Origin of the sequence: Gordonia sp. AC31, assembly GCF_031844505.1 — a bacterium.
Taxonomy (GTDB): domain Bacteria; phylum Actinomycetota; class Actinomycetes; order Mycobacteriales; family Mycobacteriaceae; genus Gordonia; species Gordonia hongkongensis.
Window position 1 is genome coordinate 1 of the sequence record NZ_JAUZVK010000027.1, and the last position, 16,593, is coordinate 16,593.

Here is a 16,593-nt window from a genome sequence, read left to right on the forward strand (position 1 = left end):
ACTCAGGCAGCTGCTGACCGTCGTCGTGCTGCTTATCGTCTAACGCCATGCTCATAGATTGTCCTCTCACTGATGAGCACTGGACTTACACAGACCATCTGACACCCCCAGATCGTGCGGTTGACCAAGACGAGCACTCCACCCGGGCATACCCATTGGTCGTGCCGCACGATGGCCGCCCATGTTGGGGTGAGTCCGGCTACCGTGCAACGCATTTGGTCTGATCTTGGGCTTAAGCCGCATCGGGTGGACACGTTCAAGGTATCCAACGATCCGCAGTTCGAAGAGAAGCTGATCGATGTGGTCGGCTTGTACCTGACACCGCCGGACAAGGCGATTGTGCTGTGTATGGACGAGAAATCACAGATCCAAGCCCTCGACCGAACCCAGCCGTCGTTGCCGATGGTCACCGGCCGTGCCGCTACGATGACCCACGACTACAAACGCAACGGCACCACCACCTTGTTCGCCGCGCTCGACGTGCTCACCGGCACGGTGATCGGACAATGCTTACCCAGACATCGCCACAGCGAGTTCATCACGTTCCTCAACACCGTTAACCGTGAAGTCCCCAAGGGATTGCAGGTGCACGTGATCCTGGACAACTACGGCACCCACAAACATCCCGAAGTCCTGCGATGGTTGGAGCGGCACAAACGTTTTCACTTCCATTTCACCCCGACCTCGTCGTCGTGGCTCAACCAGGTCGAACGCTGGTTTCGGGAGTTGACCGACAAGAACATCCGCCGTGGGATCTTCGCCAGCGTGCCCGACCTCATCGAGAGCATCGAGGAATACCTCAACGCCCACAACGACAACCCGACACCATATGTCTGGACCGCAACCTCCAGGTCGATCCTGGCCAAGGTCGCCCGCGCCCGCGCCGCACTCGAACAAGGAGTTAGCTAAAACCGAGACACACCACTAGGTGTCTGCGTTGCCGTTCTTCCATTGTGGCCACGGGATGTTCCAATCGCCGAGTCCATCAACTCCCGGCAGTGTGTCGGCGTTGGTGTTCTTGACCGTGACGGGGTCACCGCGCAGGGTGTTCTTCACGAGCCATTCCGCGTCAGTGGGACTCAGGTTTGGGCAACCGTTGCTGACGTTGCTGCTGCCTTGCGCCGACATCGACCACGGTGCGCCGTGCATGTAAATGCCGCTGTAGGACATTTGCACCGCCCATTGAACGGGTGTGCGGTATCCCGCTGCGGACTCGACAGGCACTCCGTAGGTGGACGAGTCCATGATGATGTGCTCGACGCGATCTCCGATCATGTAGATACCGCGGGGCGTCGGAGTGCTGTCTTTGCCGAACGAGGTCGGCATCGTGCGGATGACCTTGCCGTCTCGTTTGACGACTATCGTTTTGGTGTTGTCGTCGGCAACGATTTCCTGAGCTCGGCCAATCGTGAAGTCGTAGGACAAGTTCTCGTCGCCGTAGAGCCCGTCGCCGAGGTCGACTCCGTAAATGTTGACGGCGACACTGACTTTGGTGCCCGGCGTCCAGAAGCGTTCGGGCCTCCACCGGACTTCGGAGTCGCTGATCCAATAGAACGCACCCCGCATCTGGGGGTCAGACGACACGGTGATCGCCGCCTGTGCCTTCTTTCGGTCGGGGATGGGATCGGCGAACCGCACCCCGACTGTGTGGGCGATCCCGACGGTTTTCTCGCCGAGGATGGCAGCGCTGGTCAGTGACTCCGGTGAGGTCGTGGTGAAGCGCTGCGAGACGACCGATCGACCGCCCACGCCCACGGCCTCGGCTTGAACGGAATACCGCTTCGAATATCCCAGGGGTTGGGTGCTTGTCCACGTTGAGCCGTCCTCGCTCAGTGAGCCCGCCAAGGGACGGCCGCTGGCTGTGGGGATACGGACGTTTGTCAACGCGCCGCGGCTGGCCGTGACAACAATAGGAAGCCCAGGTTCGACAACCGCGTTGGGCGCGAGTCGACCGCCACCTTCGGTGGCCACAGCAATGGAAGGCTGTGCGATGTCGGCGAAGCTGTCAACGGCCTGAATCTCGTTGCTGTAGGCGCCTCCGGTTGAGCTGCACGAGGTCAATAACATCACCACAGCCGTCAAGGCTGCGAGCATCAGCAGTCGCGGAATACCTGCCCGGACCGACCCGCGGCATCCACGAGCGCTCGAGCACTGCGGCTGCGCACCGTAAGCCGCCAAGAGATCACGTGGCTCTTCGATAGCTCGAGTCCTTCTTACGCGGCCCATCGATTGTGGCGAACCCTCTCACTCGGCGCCTGGACTAGGTTTACTATCCACGATAGTAGTTGAATGCTGTGCGCTCCTCTACCCGCTGCACAGCGCGAGAGAAGGTTCGAAACGTCTTCGTGGTGGGCGACCGCCGAGCGGTCACGTCGACCTCATTGTTGCCGTGTGGCGACACCCCACAGGTAGTCCCCGCCGATGCGTGTTCGCCACCGCTCGCCGACGTCGAGGCCGTGGTGCGACAACTCTCGCGACACCTGCGGGACCACTCGTCCTCATACCTCCCGCGCGCCGATAAGGCGGGTCGTCCGACGACGTAGACTCCCCGGGTTCTCAACCACGGTGCAGGATCGAGTTTGGGTCCATCTTGCTGCCACACCTTGTAGTGCAGGTGTGGGCCGGTGGAGTAGCCGCGGTTTCCTACCGTTGCGATCTGCGCGCCGGCCAGGACTCGCTGCCAGACGCTCACCAGTGTCTCGCTGATGTGCCCATACACGCCGATCGTGCCGTCGTCTTGCAGCACTCGCATCCACAGCCCGAAGCCGGCGGCCTTCGATAACCGTCCCCGCCCAAGGCGATCTTTGAGGTCGCGGGTTCGGTGTGCTCACGCAGCTGTGACACGCGCAGCAAGTTCGTGGGGTAGTCGGGGCTGCTCGTCTCATCGATAACGACAGTGACGTCTTCGAAGACGTGGCGTTTCTGGGTGCCGTCAGGTGGTCGAGAGTGACCACCCAGGTCGGCCGGGTGCCACCGTCTGTCAGATCCTGCTCGTGGAGTGGGTGGAGTGGACGTGATCAAAAGCGCGTCCGGATCTGAGTCGCCTCCTTCCTTCGTTGCTCCACACGAGTCCGTTAGCTGAGCGTGTAGAGCAATTGTTCGTTTGCGGCGTATGCATTTTCGGCGTTTCTGGCGACCAGCGCGTTGACACTATTGATGGTGCTGCGTTGTTCCCAGTGTGTGCCGTCTGGGCTGCGCCAGACGGTGTCGGCGGTGTCGATGCCCCAGAGCGTGCCATCGGGTGCGGCCGCCAGGAGAGCTAGGGCCGGCGCATCGGGAACGGTTGTGAAGGTCTGGGCGTCGTCGGTGCTGTGTTGCAGGCCATCTGGGGTAGTCGCCCATACGCCGCGGTCGGTGATCGCGAGTGCTGCTGCGGCCAGGGGCGCGCCGGGGGTCCAGCTTCTCCCGTCATCGGTCGATACGAGCAGGCCGTTGATTCCGTCGAAGCCTACGAGTAGTTGTCCGTTGGTGGCGAGCGCGTGGAAGTCGATGTCGCCGGCCACCGATCTCGGTGTCCATGTCTGCCCGCCATCTTCGCTGGCGACGAGTCCCAGCGGGTTGGGTGCCGAGCTCCGCGGGCCGGGATGGCCGGAGGCGAAGATCCGATCAGAGCCGGTTACCCCGGCCAGTCCCATGAAGTCGTCGTCGGAGACGCCGACCCGGCTGGTGGTTCCATCTGCGGTGAGGGCGATTACGCCGGTGTGAGTTCCGGCGAGGATAGTGCCGTCGGCGCGGATGTGCAGGGCGTGGAGGTGGTCGAGTTCTGGGGTCAGTGTTGCGCTCTCTGCTGAGGTTGCCGACGGTGGTGGGGATGTGGGTTGTTCCCGGGTGGAGCAGCCGGTTAGCACAATCAGCCCACCATCGCGGCGGCCGGTTGCAGGTCGGTGACTCCCGTGACTGGATCGACGGTCAATCGCACGGCGCTGACGGTAACCGGGCACTCGGATTCGACGTGTGCGCTCGCCCCGATCACGGCGGGGAAGACGAGCGTGTCGGGCGCACACCAGGTGTAGAGCTGATGGCCTGCGACGGTGAATCGGTGCGGGGTCGGATTCAGGGTCAATCCCCACCCGAGGACCCGGCCCTGCTCGTCGTATTCGATGTCGGCGCCGATCGGTGTCTCTTCGAGATCTCCGGCGTCGACACCGGCTGCGGCCGCCAACTCCGTGACGGTGACCGGCGCTCCGTGGGCCAGCAGCCGCAGCGCGGCCCGCAGCAGCGCCCGGTCACGGTCGGCTGGTGCGATCGTGGCGAAAACGTCGGCGGGAATGGAGTCGGTGCTCATGAGAGTCAGCCTTTCCGAGAATGCGTCGGGTGCGATGTCGATGACGGTAGGGTCTGCCCCCGGGGGCAGAGTCAAGCCCGCGTCGGGCATCGGCACGGACCTCGGTCCAGCACACATCGTCGGCGGCCCACCGCGCACGGTGGATGCTGGTGAAGTCGTCGATGCGGTCGAGGATCTGCTGGGCGTCGCTGATCCGGCGGTGCAGCCGCTGTCGCGACCGCTCCAGTAGCTCGGCCAGACGCGCGCCGACCGCTCCGTCTCCACTATCGACGGCGTCATCGGTGAGCTGGCAGATCTCGGCGATGGTGAGCCCAAGCCCGCGCAGCTCGCCGATGAACCGCACACACCACAGTGCGTCATCGGTGTACAGGCGGTAGCCGGCCGCGCTGCGCCCCAGGGTGTGGATGAGCCCGAGGTCGGTGTATTCACGCAACGCCTTCACCCTCACCCCGGTCCGCGCCGACAACACGCCGATCGTCATGTGCCCGTTCATCTCGGCCTTTCCTGGAGGAGATCGTCAGCCTGCGCAGCAGGACAGTTTCGTCACGTCGGTGGTGAAGGTCTGGGCGGTCAGTTTCAACGCTTCGGCCATGGTCAGATACGGCGCCCAGCTGTGGGCGAGCCGGTCGACGGTCATACCCGCGGTCATCGCGTATCCGGCGGCGGTGATCAGGTCTCCGGCACCCTCGGCCAGCGCGTGCACGCCCAAGATCCGGCCGGTATCGGCGTCGGCGACGATCTTGGCCAGGCCACGGGTATCGCGATTGACCAGCGCCCGCGCCACACTCGACAACGCCAGCGTCCGGCACCGGCACCGGTATCCGGCCGTCACCGCCTCGGCCTCGGTGAGCCCCACGGCGGCGATGGCGGGGCTGGTGAACGTCAGCCGCGGCACTGTGGCGTAGTCCAGGACCCGATCCGCGTCGGCGAACGCGTTGTCGGCCACCAGCGTTCCCTGCGCGGCGGCCACATACACGAACTGCGGGCCCCCGGCCACGTCCCCGGCCGCCCAGATCCGGGCATTGCCGGTGCGCTGACGGTCATCGACGATCACCGCGCCGCGCCCGTCGACACCGACCCCGACCGCCTCCAGGCCCAGCCCCGCGGTGTTCGGGCGGCGACCGGTCGCGACCAACACGTGTTCGGCCCGCAGCTCGCTGACCCCGGCCCGAGTGCGCACGCTCACCAGCTTGTGGCCGCCACCGGCCAGGACCTTCTCGACGGTGGCCGCGGTCAACACGGCGATATGCTCATCGGCGAAGACAGCCTCGATCGCGGCCGAGATTTCCGGTTCCTCGCCCGGCGCCAGCCGCCCCAGGGCCTCGATCACCGTCACCCGGGTGCCGAGGCGGGCGAACAACTGGGCTTGTTCGAGCCCGACAGTGTTGCCGCCGATCACGATCAGCGACTCCGGGAGCCGCTTCAGGTCCATGGCGGTGGTCGAGGTCAGATACCCGGCCTCGACCAGACCGTCGATCGGCGGGATCCACGGCGTCGCACCGGTCGCGATCAGGTAATGGCCAGCCTCGATCACCCGGGTCCCGCCGTCGTTCGCTCCGACCCGCAACCCCGGCGCCGCACTCGTGCCGTCGAACACTGCCGTGCCGGAGACGATCTCCCACCCGTACTCGCCCGCCAGCTCGATGTACTTGTTTGCCCGCAGCTGCGCGACCAGCGCGTCCTTACCGGCGATCAGGCCCGGAAAATCCAGCGGCACCGCAGCGGCACCCAGGCCGGGAAACCGGTCGGCGGCGGCTGCGGCGTGGCGGGCCTCCGCGGCGGCCAGCAACGTCTTCGACGGCACACACCCGACGTTCACGCAGGTGCCACCGACGGTGTCGCGCTCGATCATCACCACGGACCTGCCGTGGCCGACCGCGGCGATAGCGGCGGCGAACGCCGCCGAACCGGACCCGACGATCGCCAGATCCGGACGGGATTGTGTCGTGGCCACGCCTGCCTCCTGAGGGGTTGAGCAACCGCGTCGCCAGCCAACGGCTGCTATTCGCATTGACGAATACCTACAGGGCTCATACTATGCGCTTAAGCGAATAGTTCAAGTGGTGTGGAGGTGCCCCATGTCCCGGTCCACGACCGCCGTGCCCGGCGACGAGCTGGCGTGCACACATCTGGATACGACGGCGAAGTTCTTTCGCGCCCTGTCGGATCCGACCCGGTTGAAGCTGCTGGAATACATCCTCGCCGGCGAACGCACCTCGGCCGACTGCGTCGCCCACGCCGGCATCTCCCAGCCGCGGGTGTCGGTGCACCTGTCGTGTCTGGCCGATTGCGGATACATCGTCGCGCGCCGCGACGGCAAGAAGCTGCGGTACACGGTCGGAGACCCGCGCGTGGCCGAACTGGTGCTGCTCGCCCGGTTGCTCGCGGCCGACAACGCCGCCGCCCTGACGTGCTGCACCCGCATCGACCAGGTACCGGACGGTGACCGGACATGAACGCCCTCGACAGCCCTCACGTCTCGGCAGCCGCTCACCGTCGGCGGGTTCACCGCGGCTGGGACTGGGTGTCAAGCTCGCCGAGGTCGATGCCGAGCTCGCCGAACTCACCGCGGTCCGGCGACACCCTGGCCGCCGCGCTGGCGGCCGGACGCGAAGACCTGCTCGAGCGCAGCGAATCCCCCTGCTGCCCTGTCCCATCGACACCGAACCCAGCGCCAGGCAGCGGTGGCTCGGCGAGCTGCGGGGGAGGCCGTTGTGGCTGCTGCGACCTAGACACGCCGCTGGCGGGCTTGCATCGGGACCGCGGCACTGCTGCCTGGGCTGTTGCGCGGTGGTGCCCCGCTGCTGATCGCGGCCGTAGCACTGAGCAGCGGCACGCTGCTGGTGAGCCTGTCATGGCTCCAACCGCTCGGATTCGCCCATCGGACTCGGGCTCCTCGGACTGATCTGGTCCCGCCAATGACTCGCGCCCGCGGCTGCGATGAGGGCTGCGCAGCCACACCTTCCGGCGACGCGGGCACTCCGGCCCGCACCACCGCCGCGACCTGGCTCAGGCCGTCACCGAGTTTGGCGCCTGCGAGGCCACCACGGTGATCAGCACCGTAGCCATCAACGGCGCCATCGCCGGTGCTCACCGCGCGCCGAGACCCGCTGCCCGGTCCCGGCGCGCGGTACACCTGGGGTGAGCCACGCCAGCGTCAGTGGGATGACGATCAACACGAGGAACGCTTCCAGGAACGGTCCGGCCTCCACGAACTCGGCCAGATCCGACGTAGAGCCGCAGCTGGTGGCAGGGACACCGCTCCGCCGCGCCAGCTGGGTAATACGCATCATCACCACCCCGCGACCCTGAACCTTCGACTCGACTCGAAGGTCAGACCGGCCGTGACGGTTGCCCCCGAGGGCGGTGTGGCCCCGGCGGCCGGTCCCGTGTCCGCGACGAATCAACCTGGTCTGATCGCCGCGCTACTCAGCGGCGGCCCGTGGTGCGCGAGTGTTGGGTGGGCGAAACCTGAGGGCGGGCAGCCACCAGTTCCAGCCGCCGAGCAGGCGCATGAGGGCGGGGACGAGGACGAGGCGGATGAGGACGGCGTCGATGGCGACGGCGACGGCAAGGGCGAGTCCGAGTTGTTTGAGTTCGAGGATGTCGGCGGTGAGGAAGCTTGCGAAGATGGCGATCATGATCGCGGCGGCCGCGGTGATGGGGCGTGCGGTGTGGGTGAGCCCGGCCGCGACGGCGCGCTGGTTGTCGCCGCTGGCGTCCCAGTATTCGCGGATGCGACGAATCAGGAACACCTCGTAGTCCATCGAGAGCCCGAACAGTAGCGCGAACACCACGGTGGGTAGGTAGACCTGCACGAATCCGGGGCTGGTGAAGTCGAGGACGTTCTCGCCCAGACCCCACTGGAACACCGCGACGGTGATACCGAGGGCGGCGCCGGTGGCGAGCAGGTTCATCGCGATGGCCTTGAGGGGTAAGGCGATACTGCGGAAAGCGGCGATGAGGAAGACCAGCGAGGCGGTCAGCACCAGGGCTACGACCAGCGGAAGTTTGGTGGTCATTTCGTCGGAGAGATCGACGAATTCGGCGGTGCTGCCGCCGATGCGGATCTCGGCTCCGGCTGCGCCGGCGGCTGTGTTGCGCAGGTCGCGGACGAGGTCGGTGGCGGCCATCGAGTCGAAGGTGACCGAGGGGATCGCCATCGCGAGCATTCGACCGTCATTGAGCTGGGCGGGCAGGACGGTGTCGATGCGGGCGTCGCCGTCGATCTCGGTCAGGAATCGGTTGACCCGTGCTTCGGCGTCTGCGGTGAGTGGGGTGTCGCTGGGGCCGGTGGCGATGATCTCGACCGGGGAGAGTGCTCCGGGCGGGAAGTTGGTGTTCAATGCGGTGCTGGCGCGTCCGGTCGGGGTGTCGTCGAGGGCGGTGGTGCCCATGTCGAGGCCGTAGCGGATCCCGAATACCGGCAGCGCGGCGAGGACCAGCACCGCTGCGGCCGCGGTGCCGAAGAGGACGGGTCGGCGCATGACGAGATACGCCCAGCGCGCCCAGCGGCCACCGAGAACGCCGGGAGCGTCGGTGGCGCTGTCGGCAGGGCGCCAGCGGGCCGGGAGACTACCGCGGTTGACAGCCGGGCCCAAGGCGGCGAGCAGGGCGGGTAGCAGGGTGACGGCGACGGTGAGCATACTGGTGACGGCGGTGGCGACGCCGATGGCGATGCCACGGAAGATCGGTGCCTGGATGATGATCAACGCGCACAGCGAGATCATCACCACCAAGCCCGAGACCAGAATCGTTTTGCCTGCTGTGGCGAGGGAGCGACCGACGGCGCCGCTGATCGCGGCATGGTCTGGCCCGGTGTGGTGGGTGAGTTCTTCGCGGAAGCGGCTGACGATGAACATCGCGTAGTCGATACCGACGCCGAGGCCCACCATGGTGGCCATGGCCACGGTCAGCGAATCGAACGCGGTCACAGCAGTGAGGGTGAACAACACTCCGACCGCGGTCAGCATCCCGGCGATGGCCACTGCGATCGGGACCGCCGCTGCGGCCAGGGCGCCGAGGGCGAGGACGAGCAGGACCAGCGCGACCGGGATGCCGATTGCCTCGGCGCGGGCCAGGTCGGCGTTCTGCAGTTCGGTGGCCGCGTTCTGTACCGCCGAGTACCCGGTGACCCCTACGTCGATGGAATCGTCGCCGGTGGTGGCGATGGCGTCTTGCAGGTCGCGCGCGACTTTCGCGCGTTCGGCCATGTCGCCGTCCATGCCGGCGAGCGCGATCGCGACGTGACCGTCGGCCGAGATCTGGGATCCGGGCAGCCCGTCGTAGGGGCCGACGACGTCGACCACGCCCTCGACCGCGGTGGCGGCGGTGATCGTGCGAGCCACCGCTGCACGGAACTCGGCGTCGGTGGCGGTGACCGCGCCAGACTGCAGCACGATGACCGCCTGTTCCGTACCGAACTGCGGGAAGTGCCGGGCAACCAGGCGATCCACCTCGGTGGACTCCGAGCCCTCGACACCGAAATCCATCGCACCGAGCCGGTTCTCGAGCAGCGGGTAGGCCACCGCGCACACCACCAGCAGCAGTCCCCAGACCGCCAGGACCGCACGTCTGCGCCGGGCCATCAGAACGCCCCACCGATATAGCACTCCGGGCGAGCCCGGCGGCGATGGTTGCTGAGGCGAGTTCTCGACGACGGCGGACTTCTGCTGGTTCACGCGTCCTCCCTCCGTAGCGACCACGAATTGATCGCCATATCACGATGTAATCGTTGAAACGAGATTAATCACACTCTCACTCGATATCAATAGCTTTCGCCGCTATCATCGCTTTATGGCGATTAATGATGGCGGGGGTTGCCTCGTCGAGACGCAGGGGTTGGATCCGGCGGTGGCCCTGTTCCACAGCCTCTCCGATGCGACACGGTTGGCGATCGTGCACCGGCTGGCGTGCGGGGAAGCGCGGGTCTTGGACCTGATGGCCGGGCTCGGACTGGCTCAGTCAACGGTATCGGCGCACGTAGCGTGCCTGCGCGACTGCGGGCTGGTCGTGGGCCGCCCGCAAGGGCGGCAGGTGTTCTACAGCCTGGCCCGCCCGGAGTTGATGGACCTACTCGCCTCGGCAGAGACCTTGCTCGCGGCGACAGGCAATGCGGTGGCGTTGTGCCCGAACTACGGCACCGACTCCACCACCGAGACGGAGAGCGCGGAGGTACGAGCATGAGCGACGCATGCGGCTGCGGCCACGACGAACCCGCCGGTGACGGCGAGGCCGAGGAACGCGAACCCGAAAAGCTCTGGGAAGTCAGTGAACTGCGCGCCGCCGCGGTCGCCGGAGTGCTGCTGGTCGCGGCACTGATCGTCGGCTGGACCGGCGGCCCACGCGCCGTCGAGTTGGGGTTGGAGATCGCCGCACTGCTCGTCGGTGCATACACCTTCGTCCCCTCCACGCTCAAACGGCTGGCCAAGGGCAAGATCGGTGTCGGCACGCTGATGACGATCGCCGCGATCGGCGCGGTGATCCTCGGCGAGGTCGGCGAAGCCGCCATGCTGGCGTTCCTGTTCTCCATCAGCGAGGGCCTCGAGGAGTACGCGGTCGCGCGCACCCGCCGCGGGCTGCGCGCCCTGTTGAACCTGGTACCGGACCGGGCCACCGTGCTACGCGACGGCACCGAAACCGTCATCGCCCCTGCCGAGCTGCGCGTCGGGGATCGGATGCTGGTGCGCCCCGGTGAGCGGGTCGCGACCGACGGGGTGATCGTCGACGGGCGTAGCGCGCTGGATGTTTCGGCGATCACCGGCGAATCGGTACCGGTAGAAGCCGGGCCGGGCGCGGAGGTGTTCGCCGGGGCGATCAACGGCACCGGTGTGCTGACCGTCGAGGTCACCACGACCGCCGAGGACAACTCCCTGGCACGGATCGTGCGGATCGTGGAGGCCGAGCAGGCCCGCAAGGGCGACGCTCAACGCTTGGCCGACAAGATCGCCAAACCGCTGGTGCCCGGCATCATGATCGCCTCCACAGCCATCGCGGTGATTGGCGCGCTCTTCGGGGATCCGGTCACCTGGATCGAACGTGCGCTGGTGGTGCTGGTCGCCGCCTCACCGTGCGCGCTGGCGATCTCGGTGCCGGTGACCGTGGTCGCCGCGATCGGTGCGGCGAGCAAGCTGGGTGTGCTGGTCAAGGGCGGTGCCGCACTCGAGGCGATGGGCCGGGTGCGCGAGGTCGCGCTGGACAAGACCGGCACGCTGACGGCGAACAAGCCTGCCGTCGTCGAGATCGCCGCCACCGGCGGTGTGCACGGGGACCGGGTGCTGGCGGTCGCGGCCGCGCTGGAATCGCGCAGTGAACATCCCCTCGCCCGCGCCATCCTCGCCGCCGTCGACACCGTCACTCCCGCCACCGACGTCGAGGCGGTCACCGGTGCCGGGTTGACCGGCCGCGTCGACGGACGCCGGGCGCGGCTGGGCCGTCCGGGCTGGATCGAACCGGGTGTTCTGGCCGCCGATGTGGAACGGATGCAGCACGCGGGGGCGACCGCGGTGCTGATCGAGCTCGACGGCCAGGTGATCGGTGCGATCGCTGTGCGCGACGAACTGCGGCCCGAGGCACACGAGGTCATCGACCGATTGCACGCGCTGGGAATCCGGGTCTCGATGCTCACCGGTGACAACGCCCGCACCGCCGCCGCTCTGGCCGCTGAGGCGGGGATCGAGGACGTGCACGCGGATCTGCGCCCGGAGGACAAGGCCCACATCGTGGGCGAACTGCGCAGCGACCGGTTCACCGCGATGGTCGGCGACGGCGTCAACGACGCCCCCGCACTGGCAACCGCCGACCTCGGTGTGGCGATGGGCGCGATGGGCACCGATGTCGCTATCGAAACCGCGGATGTGGCGTTGATGGGTGAGGACCTGCGGCACCTGCCGCGGGCTCTCGAGCACGCTCGTCGGGCTCGCCGGATCATGTTGCAAAACGTCGGTTTGTCGTTGGGGTTGATCACGATCTTGATCCCGCTCGCGCTGTTCGGGATTCTCGGGTTGGCGGCGGTGGTGCTGGTGCACGAACTCGCCGAGATCGTCGTCATCGCCAACGGTGTCCGCGCCGGACGCACCAAACCCCTGGCCTCGCTGACCGATTCGGCGGCAAAGCCCGCACCGGTACTGGCCGGAGCGCCCGCGTGACCGCCACCGCGTCGTCTGCTCCCACCGTGTCGCGGTGGGGGCGGCGACTGCGGTGGGTCGCTGCCGCGGCCGCGCTGGCCGGTATCGACCTCACGCTCAAAGCGTGGGCGCAGACCACGCTGGCCGGGGCCCCGATCGAGGCGGGTCCGGTGGACCTTAAGTTGGCGTTCAACCCGGGAGCGGCGTTCTCGATCGCCGCCGACGCACCGAGCTGGGTGATGCTCACGCTCACCACGGTGATCACCACCGCGGTCGCGGTCGGCGGATGGGTGGTCGCGCCGCGCGCGAACCTGCTCACCCGCGTCGCGCTCGCCGCGATCCTGGGCGGTGCCGCCGCCAACGTCATCGACCGGGCCCCCGACGGTGTGGTCACCGACTACCTGCACACCGGCTGGTGGCCCACCTTCAACCTCGCCGACACCTTCATCGTGCTCGGCGCGACCGCCCTCATCATCGCCACTCTGATCGGAAACTCCGATGAGCGAGAACCACTCTCACCCGAACACCACGCCGACGACCGGGACTGAGCCGGGCCCGTCACGTCGGTGGGCAGGGCTGGCGGCGCTGGTCGTCGCCCTGCTCACCGTCGGGCTGGACCTGATGGTTCTCAACGTCGCCCTGCCCACCCTGGCCCAAGACCTCGGCGCGAGCACCACCCAGTTGCAGTGGATCGTCAACGCCTACACCCTGGTCTTCGCCGCGCTCATGCTGCCCGCCGGCGGCTTCGGTGACCGCTACGGTCGCAAACGGCTGCTGCTGATAGGTTTGGTCGCCTTCGTCGCCGCCTCGGCCTGGGCCGCTTTCAGCGGGTCCACCGGCTCGCTGATCGCCGCCCGCGCGGTCATGGGCATCGGGGCCGCGATCATCGTGCCGCTGTCGCTGGGGATCCCAGCCCACCAGGCAAACCCGCTCACCCCACACCGAAACGACGCCGACTATTTCAGCAGTCTCCTAAGCTGCGGGCGCGGCACCCTCCCGGGTGTTGCGAACCCTGTCGTCGAGAACTCTCAAGGAGTGGTCATGGCTGGAATCGCAGACAAGTTCGACAAGGCATACGAAGACAAGTCGCTGGCCGAGCTGGCCGACGCACCTGTCGCGGCGCTGCAAGGCGTCAGCGACGGCGACGCCGAAAAGCTCCAGGCGGCGTTCAACATCAAGACCGTGCGGGACCTGGGCACCAACAAGTTCTTCCTCTGGGCCCAGGCGGTCGCCAAGCTCGCCGAATAGATCGGCCAGCCCGCGCGGAATACCGCGGGCGGGGCCGCCGTTGACTGGTGCGACGGTGGCGGGCTCATTGCCCCGGGCCTCACCCCTTTCCGTCGCTGCGTGCGGCCACTCGCCGAGAGGCGCACTGACCGGCACCGTCCCTCAACACGCTGAAGCCGTCAACCCCTGATGCGGATCGGCGGCTTCAGTCGTCATATCGGCAACAAACGACCAGAACGGGCAGACGGCCGCAATGGCGCCGCTGCTCGTGAAGTCGGACAGTCGGATAGGCGAGTATGGAGACGTATCTACCGTCGACAAGGACTGACCGGCCACCGTGACCGCGCACCTCCCCCGCCTTAACCCGCAGTTGACGTTGCGGTGGATCGACACCGCAGACGTTCGCGCCCAGCAGTGGGGCTTCCTCACCACTGGCCAGTGCGCTCGATTCGAGATGACGGCGACTGACCTGAAGAGGTTGCGGCAGAACAAGTATCTGGTGCCAGTCGCGCATCGAGTCATGCGCGACCCCCCCCCGTGTCGGTGAGGGTGTCCTCGAGTCAGCTCGGCTGGCGTGGGTCGCGGCAGGCACGTTCCTGTTTCCCGGCGAACGCCTGGCGGCCACCTGGCCTGACCACGTCGTCACCGGAACGACCGCATTGGCCATCCATGGGCTCGCCGATGTCACCGGCCCGCTACCCCAGCTCGCCGTGATCCGCCACCGAAGTCGCACGCATCGCGAACTTCGACTCCGAGCGTGAGAAGCTCCGCGAAGACCACCCGACGATCGCCTTCGGTCGCGACACTCCAAGCGGACCTCCCCCGGCCGCGCCGTCGAGGTCCCCCAGTCCGTCGAACAAGAAGCGCAGCGCGATCAAGAAGGCCAAGGCCAAGAAGAAGACCCAATACATCCACGACAACTCATTCGCGCGACAAGCTCCCCAACGACGCTACGGTCGCGAAATCTACGCTGTCGGACACATTCACGTCGTCGGCGGCGGCCTACCAGAGAGCGGTCGCCGTAGACACTAAGCCCGGCCATCCAACCGGTGGGGGTCCACCAGCGCCCGGGTTACATGAGCTGACCACTTCCTTCCGTACCGAAGCGATCTACAACTCAGGTTCATGGGCGGAGGAGCGCTCCACGCTCGGTGGCGTTGACTCGCTGGAGGTCTCGGGTGCGGGCGTGCGGGGCGCCGCGTGTGGTGCGCGGGTGTCGCCGAGCAGCTCTCCGATCGTGCGTGTTCTCTCTGAGGGCCAGACTCCGTCGTCGGGGTTCCACCGGCCGTGCCCAGTCGTGCCTCTCAGGACGGGTTCGATGAGGCTGTTGGCGGCCGTGAGCGCGGTGTCGGGCTGGTGCAGGTGCGCCGGCAAACCGCTGTGGACGGCGTGCTGAGGGTAGTCACGTTCCCAGGTCGGGTTGGGCAGGACCAACGGCACCGGGATCGTCAGGCTGCGGCGGTGTTCTTGGTGGCGGATCGCGGTGTGGAGCTGCTCGGCGTCGAATGACTGCGTGCGGGCGAGGATGACGAGGTCGACCAGATCGTGGGCGCGGGTCGAGGGGGTGTCGCCGTGGGGGCCGTGCAGCTCGTAGAGCGCGGCGACCTTGTCTGCGACCGCTTCGGCGGCGGCTTGCATCCGGATCACGGGCATGGGGTCGAGTTCGTCGAGCGCGAGCACGGGGTGAGGGCTCAACATCTCGGGCGGTAGCAGCATCTCCCGGTGGGTGGCGATGTCGAGTTTGGCGTTGGAGAACCGTTGTCCGGCAATGTTGTAGTGGATACGTCCGGCGAACAAGCCTGGGCTACGGGTCGCGGTGATCCTGACGTCGAACTCGCCGAAGTCGCCGGGGCCGGGTTGGGCGGCCTGGCGCAGCGATCGCTGCATGTGTTCGGCGTCGAGGCGGGTAACTAGGTCGGCGTCGGCGGTCGGGCGGGCTTGGGTCGGTGCCCGGAAGTGCAGGGCGGTGCCGCCGGTGAGAATCCACTGCTCGGCGTAGGGGGAGCGGAACAGCCGGGCCAGGAACAACTGGAGGGTGACGGTTTGGGCGAGCTCGTCGCGGCTGAACCTGCTCGTGCGAGCCCCAGCGGACAGGCGGGCTCTCAGTCCGGCTCGGAAGGCCTCTTCGGCGCATAGGGCATCAGCCGACCAGCACCGGCCCGGCCGGCATCTGGGCCTGATCGAGCAGCGAGGTGAACAGCTCGGCGCCCGAGGCGTAGTTCCAGCGCGGCGCGGCCCGGTCACACACTGCGATCAGTTCGTCGGCGTCGACCAGTGACTCGCTCAGGCAGGTGTGCAGCGCGGTCCCGATGTGCCCGCCGTCGCCGTGGGTGACCAGCAGGTCAGCCACAGTACGGGCGGGTGTGGTCACCGGCAGTCCGTCGACGAGGTCCCAGTCGCGGCCGCGGTCACCGATCGGCCGGCGCCAGGTGCGCACCGAGGGATCGCGAACGCTGATCCGGTGGGGGCTGCTCAGCTCGAGCCCCGATGCGGTGATCGTGCCCAGCCGCAGCACTTGGGCGGCGGCGGCGTGACTCACGACGCTGTCGGGGTGGGCGCGGCGTTCCTCGATGTCGGCGGCCGGGTGCAGCGCCAACCACTGTGCCGCCCAGTCACCGAGGGTCGTCCAGGCCGAGGATTCGGGGAGCTCGTAGACGCCGTGATGGACCCGGACGATGGCCTCACGATCGGCGAGCCGGGCGAGTACGTAGGGAGCGACGCCGAGGTGGCGGGCTTGGGCGGTAGTGAACAGGCCGAACTGGCGATCCGCCAGGTCGCGGATCGCGCCCCACCCGCCAGCGTCGATCATGCAGCAATAATAGCAATCGGTGTGGTGGGTGATCTGCACGAGAACTCCGCCCCTGGACTCAATAAGTCCCGCGCAGGGCGCGCACCACCGAAGGCGCCAAATCCACCGTACGTAGACGGCGCGTCAGGCAATCATCGTTCGTCGTC

The 16,593-nt window shown here is 67.2% G+C and carries 14 protein-coding genes and 3 pseudogenes; 7 read left to right on the forward strand and 10 right to left on the reverse strand.

Annotated features, from left to right (window positions below; translation table 11 throughout):
• Positions 1-108: 108 nt before the first annotated feature.
• Positions 109-909, forward strand: a pseudogene (locus Q9R39_RS21590) (IS630 family transposase); the annotation flags it as partial.
• A gap of 15 nt (positions 910-924) precedes the next feature.
• On the opposite strand, the gene Q9R39_RS21595 reads toward Q9R39_RS21590, so the two are convergent.
• The 6 genes and pseudogenes from Q9R39_RS21595 to merA all read right to left on the reverse strand — a co-directional run bounded on the left by Q9R39_RS21595 (position 925) and on the right by merA (position 6,239).
• Positions 925-2,094, reverse strand: coding sequence for an Ig-like domain-containing protein (locus Q9R39_RS21595; protein WP_012834376.1), 1,170 nt, complete (start codon positions 2,092-2,094; stop codon positions 925-927).
• A 436-nt stretch (positions 2,095-2,530) separates the two neighbouring features.
• A pseudogene (locus tag Q9R39_RS21600) lies at positions 2,531-2,773 on the reverse strand (M23 family metallopeptidase); the annotation flags it as partial.
• Positions 2,774-3,074: 301 nt separating this feature from the next.
• Positions 3,075-3,848 carry a F510_1955 family glycosylhydrolase gene (locus Q9R39_RS21605; RefSeq protein WP_311278225.1) on the reverse strand — a complete coding sequence of 258 codons (774 nt, stop codon included), beginning with the start codon at positions 3,846-3,848 and terminating at the stop codon, positions 3,075-3,077.
• 2 nt (positions 3,849-3,850) lie between these two features.
• Positions 3,851-4,285: an organomercurial lyase gene (gene merB / locus Q9R39_RS21610; protein ID WP_311278226.1), complete on the reverse strand. Its 435-nt coding sequence runs from the start codon at positions 4,283-4,285 to the stop codon at positions 3,851-3,853.
• A complete protein-coding gene (locus tag Q9R39_RS21615) occupies positions 4,227-4,778 on the reverse strand; it encodes a MerR family transcriptional regulator (protein WP_005179589.1) in 552 nt (183 codons plus the stop codon). The genes merB and Q9R39_RS21615 overlap by 59 nt, the downstream gene beginning before the upstream one ends.
• A 24-nt stretch (positions 4,779-4,802) precedes the next feature.
• Positions 4,803-6,239: a mercury(II) reductase gene (gene merA, locus Q9R39_RS21620; RefSeq protein ID WP_012834420.1), complete on the reverse strand. Its 1,437-nt coding sequence runs from the start codon at positions 6,237-6,239 to the stop codon at positions 4,803-4,805.
• A gap of 124 nt (positions 6,240-6,363) precedes the next feature.
• Between merA and Q9R39_RS21625 the strand changes: the two genes are divergently transcribed.
• Positions 6,364-6,741, forward strand: a complete 378-nt coding sequence (locus tag Q9R39_RS21625; protein ID WP_005179587.1) for a helix-turn-helix transcriptional regulator — start codon at positions 6,364-6,366, stop codon at positions 6,739-6,741.
• Between the two features lie 612 nt (positions 6,742-7,353).
• Here Q9R39_RS21625 and Q9R39_RS21630 read toward each other — a convergent pair.
• Both Q9R39_RS21630 and Q9R39_RS21635 read right to left on the reverse strand, forming a co-directional pair.
• Positions 7,354-7,575: a hypothetical protein gene (locus Q9R39_RS21630; RefSeq protein ID WP_005179582.1), complete on the reverse strand. Its 222-nt coding sequence runs from the start codon at positions 7,573-7,575 to the stop codon at positions 7,354-7,356.
• A gap of 135 nt (positions 7,576-7,710) precedes the next feature.
• Entirely contained in the window at positions 7,711-9,873 is a 2,163-nt protein-coding gene (locus tag Q9R39_RS21635) for an MMPL family transporter (RefSeq protein WP_007240197.1), read from the reverse strand.
• Positions 9,874-10,081: 208 nt separating this feature from the next.
• Between Q9R39_RS21635 and Q9R39_RS21640 the strand changes: the two genes are divergently transcribed.
• The 5 genes and pseudogenes from Q9R39_RS21640 (at position 10,082) to Q9R39_RS21660 (ending at position 13,659) form a co-directional block, all read left to right on the forward strand.
• Positions 10,082-10,471, forward strand: a complete 390-nt coding sequence (locus tag Q9R39_RS21640; protein ID WP_005179570.1) for a helix-turn-helix transcriptional regulator — start codon at positions 10,082-10,084, stop codon at positions 10,469-10,471.
• Complete coding sequence (locus Q9R39_RS21645; RefSeq protein ID WP_311278227.1) at positions 10,468-12,432, forward strand: cation-translocating P-type ATPase; 1,965 nt, start codon at positions 10,468-10,470, stop codon at positions 12,430-12,432. Before Q9R39_RS21640 ends, Q9R39_RS21645 begins: the two co-directional genes overlap by 4 nt.
• Positions 12,429-12,959, forward strand: coding sequence for a signal peptidase II (gene lspA, locus Q9R39_RS21650; RefSeq protein ID WP_005179567.1), 531 nt, complete (start codon positions 12,429-12,431; stop codon positions 12,957-12,959). The genes Q9R39_RS21645 and lspA overlap by 4 nt, the downstream gene beginning before the upstream one ends.
• Positions 12,910-13,317, forward strand: a pseudogene (locus Q9R39_RS21655) (MFS transporter); the annotation flags it as partial. The gene lspA and the pseudogene Q9R39_RS21655, both read left to right, overlap by 50 nt.
• 135 nt (positions 13,318-13,452) lie before the next feature.
• Positions 13,453-13,659 (forward strand): hypothetical protein, encoded by a 207-nt coding sequence (locus tag Q9R39_RS21660; RefSeq protein ID WP_044508856.1) that lies wholly within the window; start codon positions 13,453-13,455, stop codon positions 13,657-13,659.
• Between the two features lie 1,089 nt (positions 13,660-14,748).
• Here the strand turns inward: Q9R39_RS21660 and Q9R39_RS21665 are convergent.
• Complete coding sequence (locus Q9R39_RS21665) at positions 14,749-15,666, reverse strand: nucleotidyl transferase AbiEii/AbiGii toxin family protein (RefSeq protein ID WP_311278228.1); 918 nt, start codon at positions 15,664-15,666, stop codon at positions 14,749-14,751.
• Positions 15,667-15,778: 112 nt separating this feature from the next.
• Positions 15,779-16,447 (reverse strand): type IV toxin-antitoxin system AbiEi family antitoxin domain-containing protein, encoded by a 669-nt coding sequence (locus Q9R39_RS21670; RefSeq protein ID WP_311278229.1) that lies wholly within the window; start codon positions 16,445-16,447, stop codon positions 15,779-15,781.
• Positions 16,448-16,593 lie beyond the last annotated feature (146 nt).

Bases quoted from the DNA above. Each gene is read 5' to 3' on its own strand.
- Q9R39_RS21640 (WP_005179570.1), top strand. From the start codon at position 10,082: ATGGCGATTAATGATGGCGGGGGTTGCCTCGTCGAGACGCAGGGGTTG.
- Q9R39_RS21645 (WP_311278227.1), top strand. From the start codon at position 10,468: ATGAGCGACGCATGCGGCTGCGGCCACGACGAACCCGCCGGTGACGGC.
- Q9R39_RS21615 (WP_005179589.1), bottom strand. From the start codon at position 4,778: ATGAACGGGCACATGACGATCGGCGTGTTGTCGGCGCGGACCGGGGTG.
- merB (WP_311278226.1), bottom strand. From the start codon at position 4,285: ATGAGCACCGACTCCATTCCCGCCGACGTTTTCGCCACGATCGCACCA.
- Q9R39_RS21670 (WP_311278229.1), bottom strand. From the start codon at position 16,447: ATGATCGACGCTGGCGGGTGGGGCGCGATCCGCGACCTGGCGGATCGC.
- Q9R39_RS21635 (WP_007240197.1), bottom strand. From the start codon at position 9,873: ATGGCCCGGCGCAGACGTGCGGTCCTGGCGGTCTGGGGACTGCTGCTG.
- Q9R39_RS21660 (WP_044508856.1), top strand. From the start codon at position 13,453: ATGGCTGGAATCGCAGACAAGTTCGACAAGGCATACGAAGACAAGTCG.
- Q9R39_RS21630 (WP_005179582.1), bottom strand. From the start codon at position 7,575: ATGCGTATTACCCAGCTGGCGCGGCGGAGCGGTGTCCCTGCCACCAGC.
- Q9R39_RS21625 (WP_005179587.1), top strand. From the start codon at position 6,364: ATGTCCCGGTCCACGACCGCCGTGCCCGGCGACGAGCTGGCGTGCACA.
- Q9R39_RS21595 (WP_012834376.1), bottom strand. From the start codon at position 2,094: ATGCTCGCAGCCTTGACGGCTGTGGTGATGTTATTGACCTCGTGCAGC.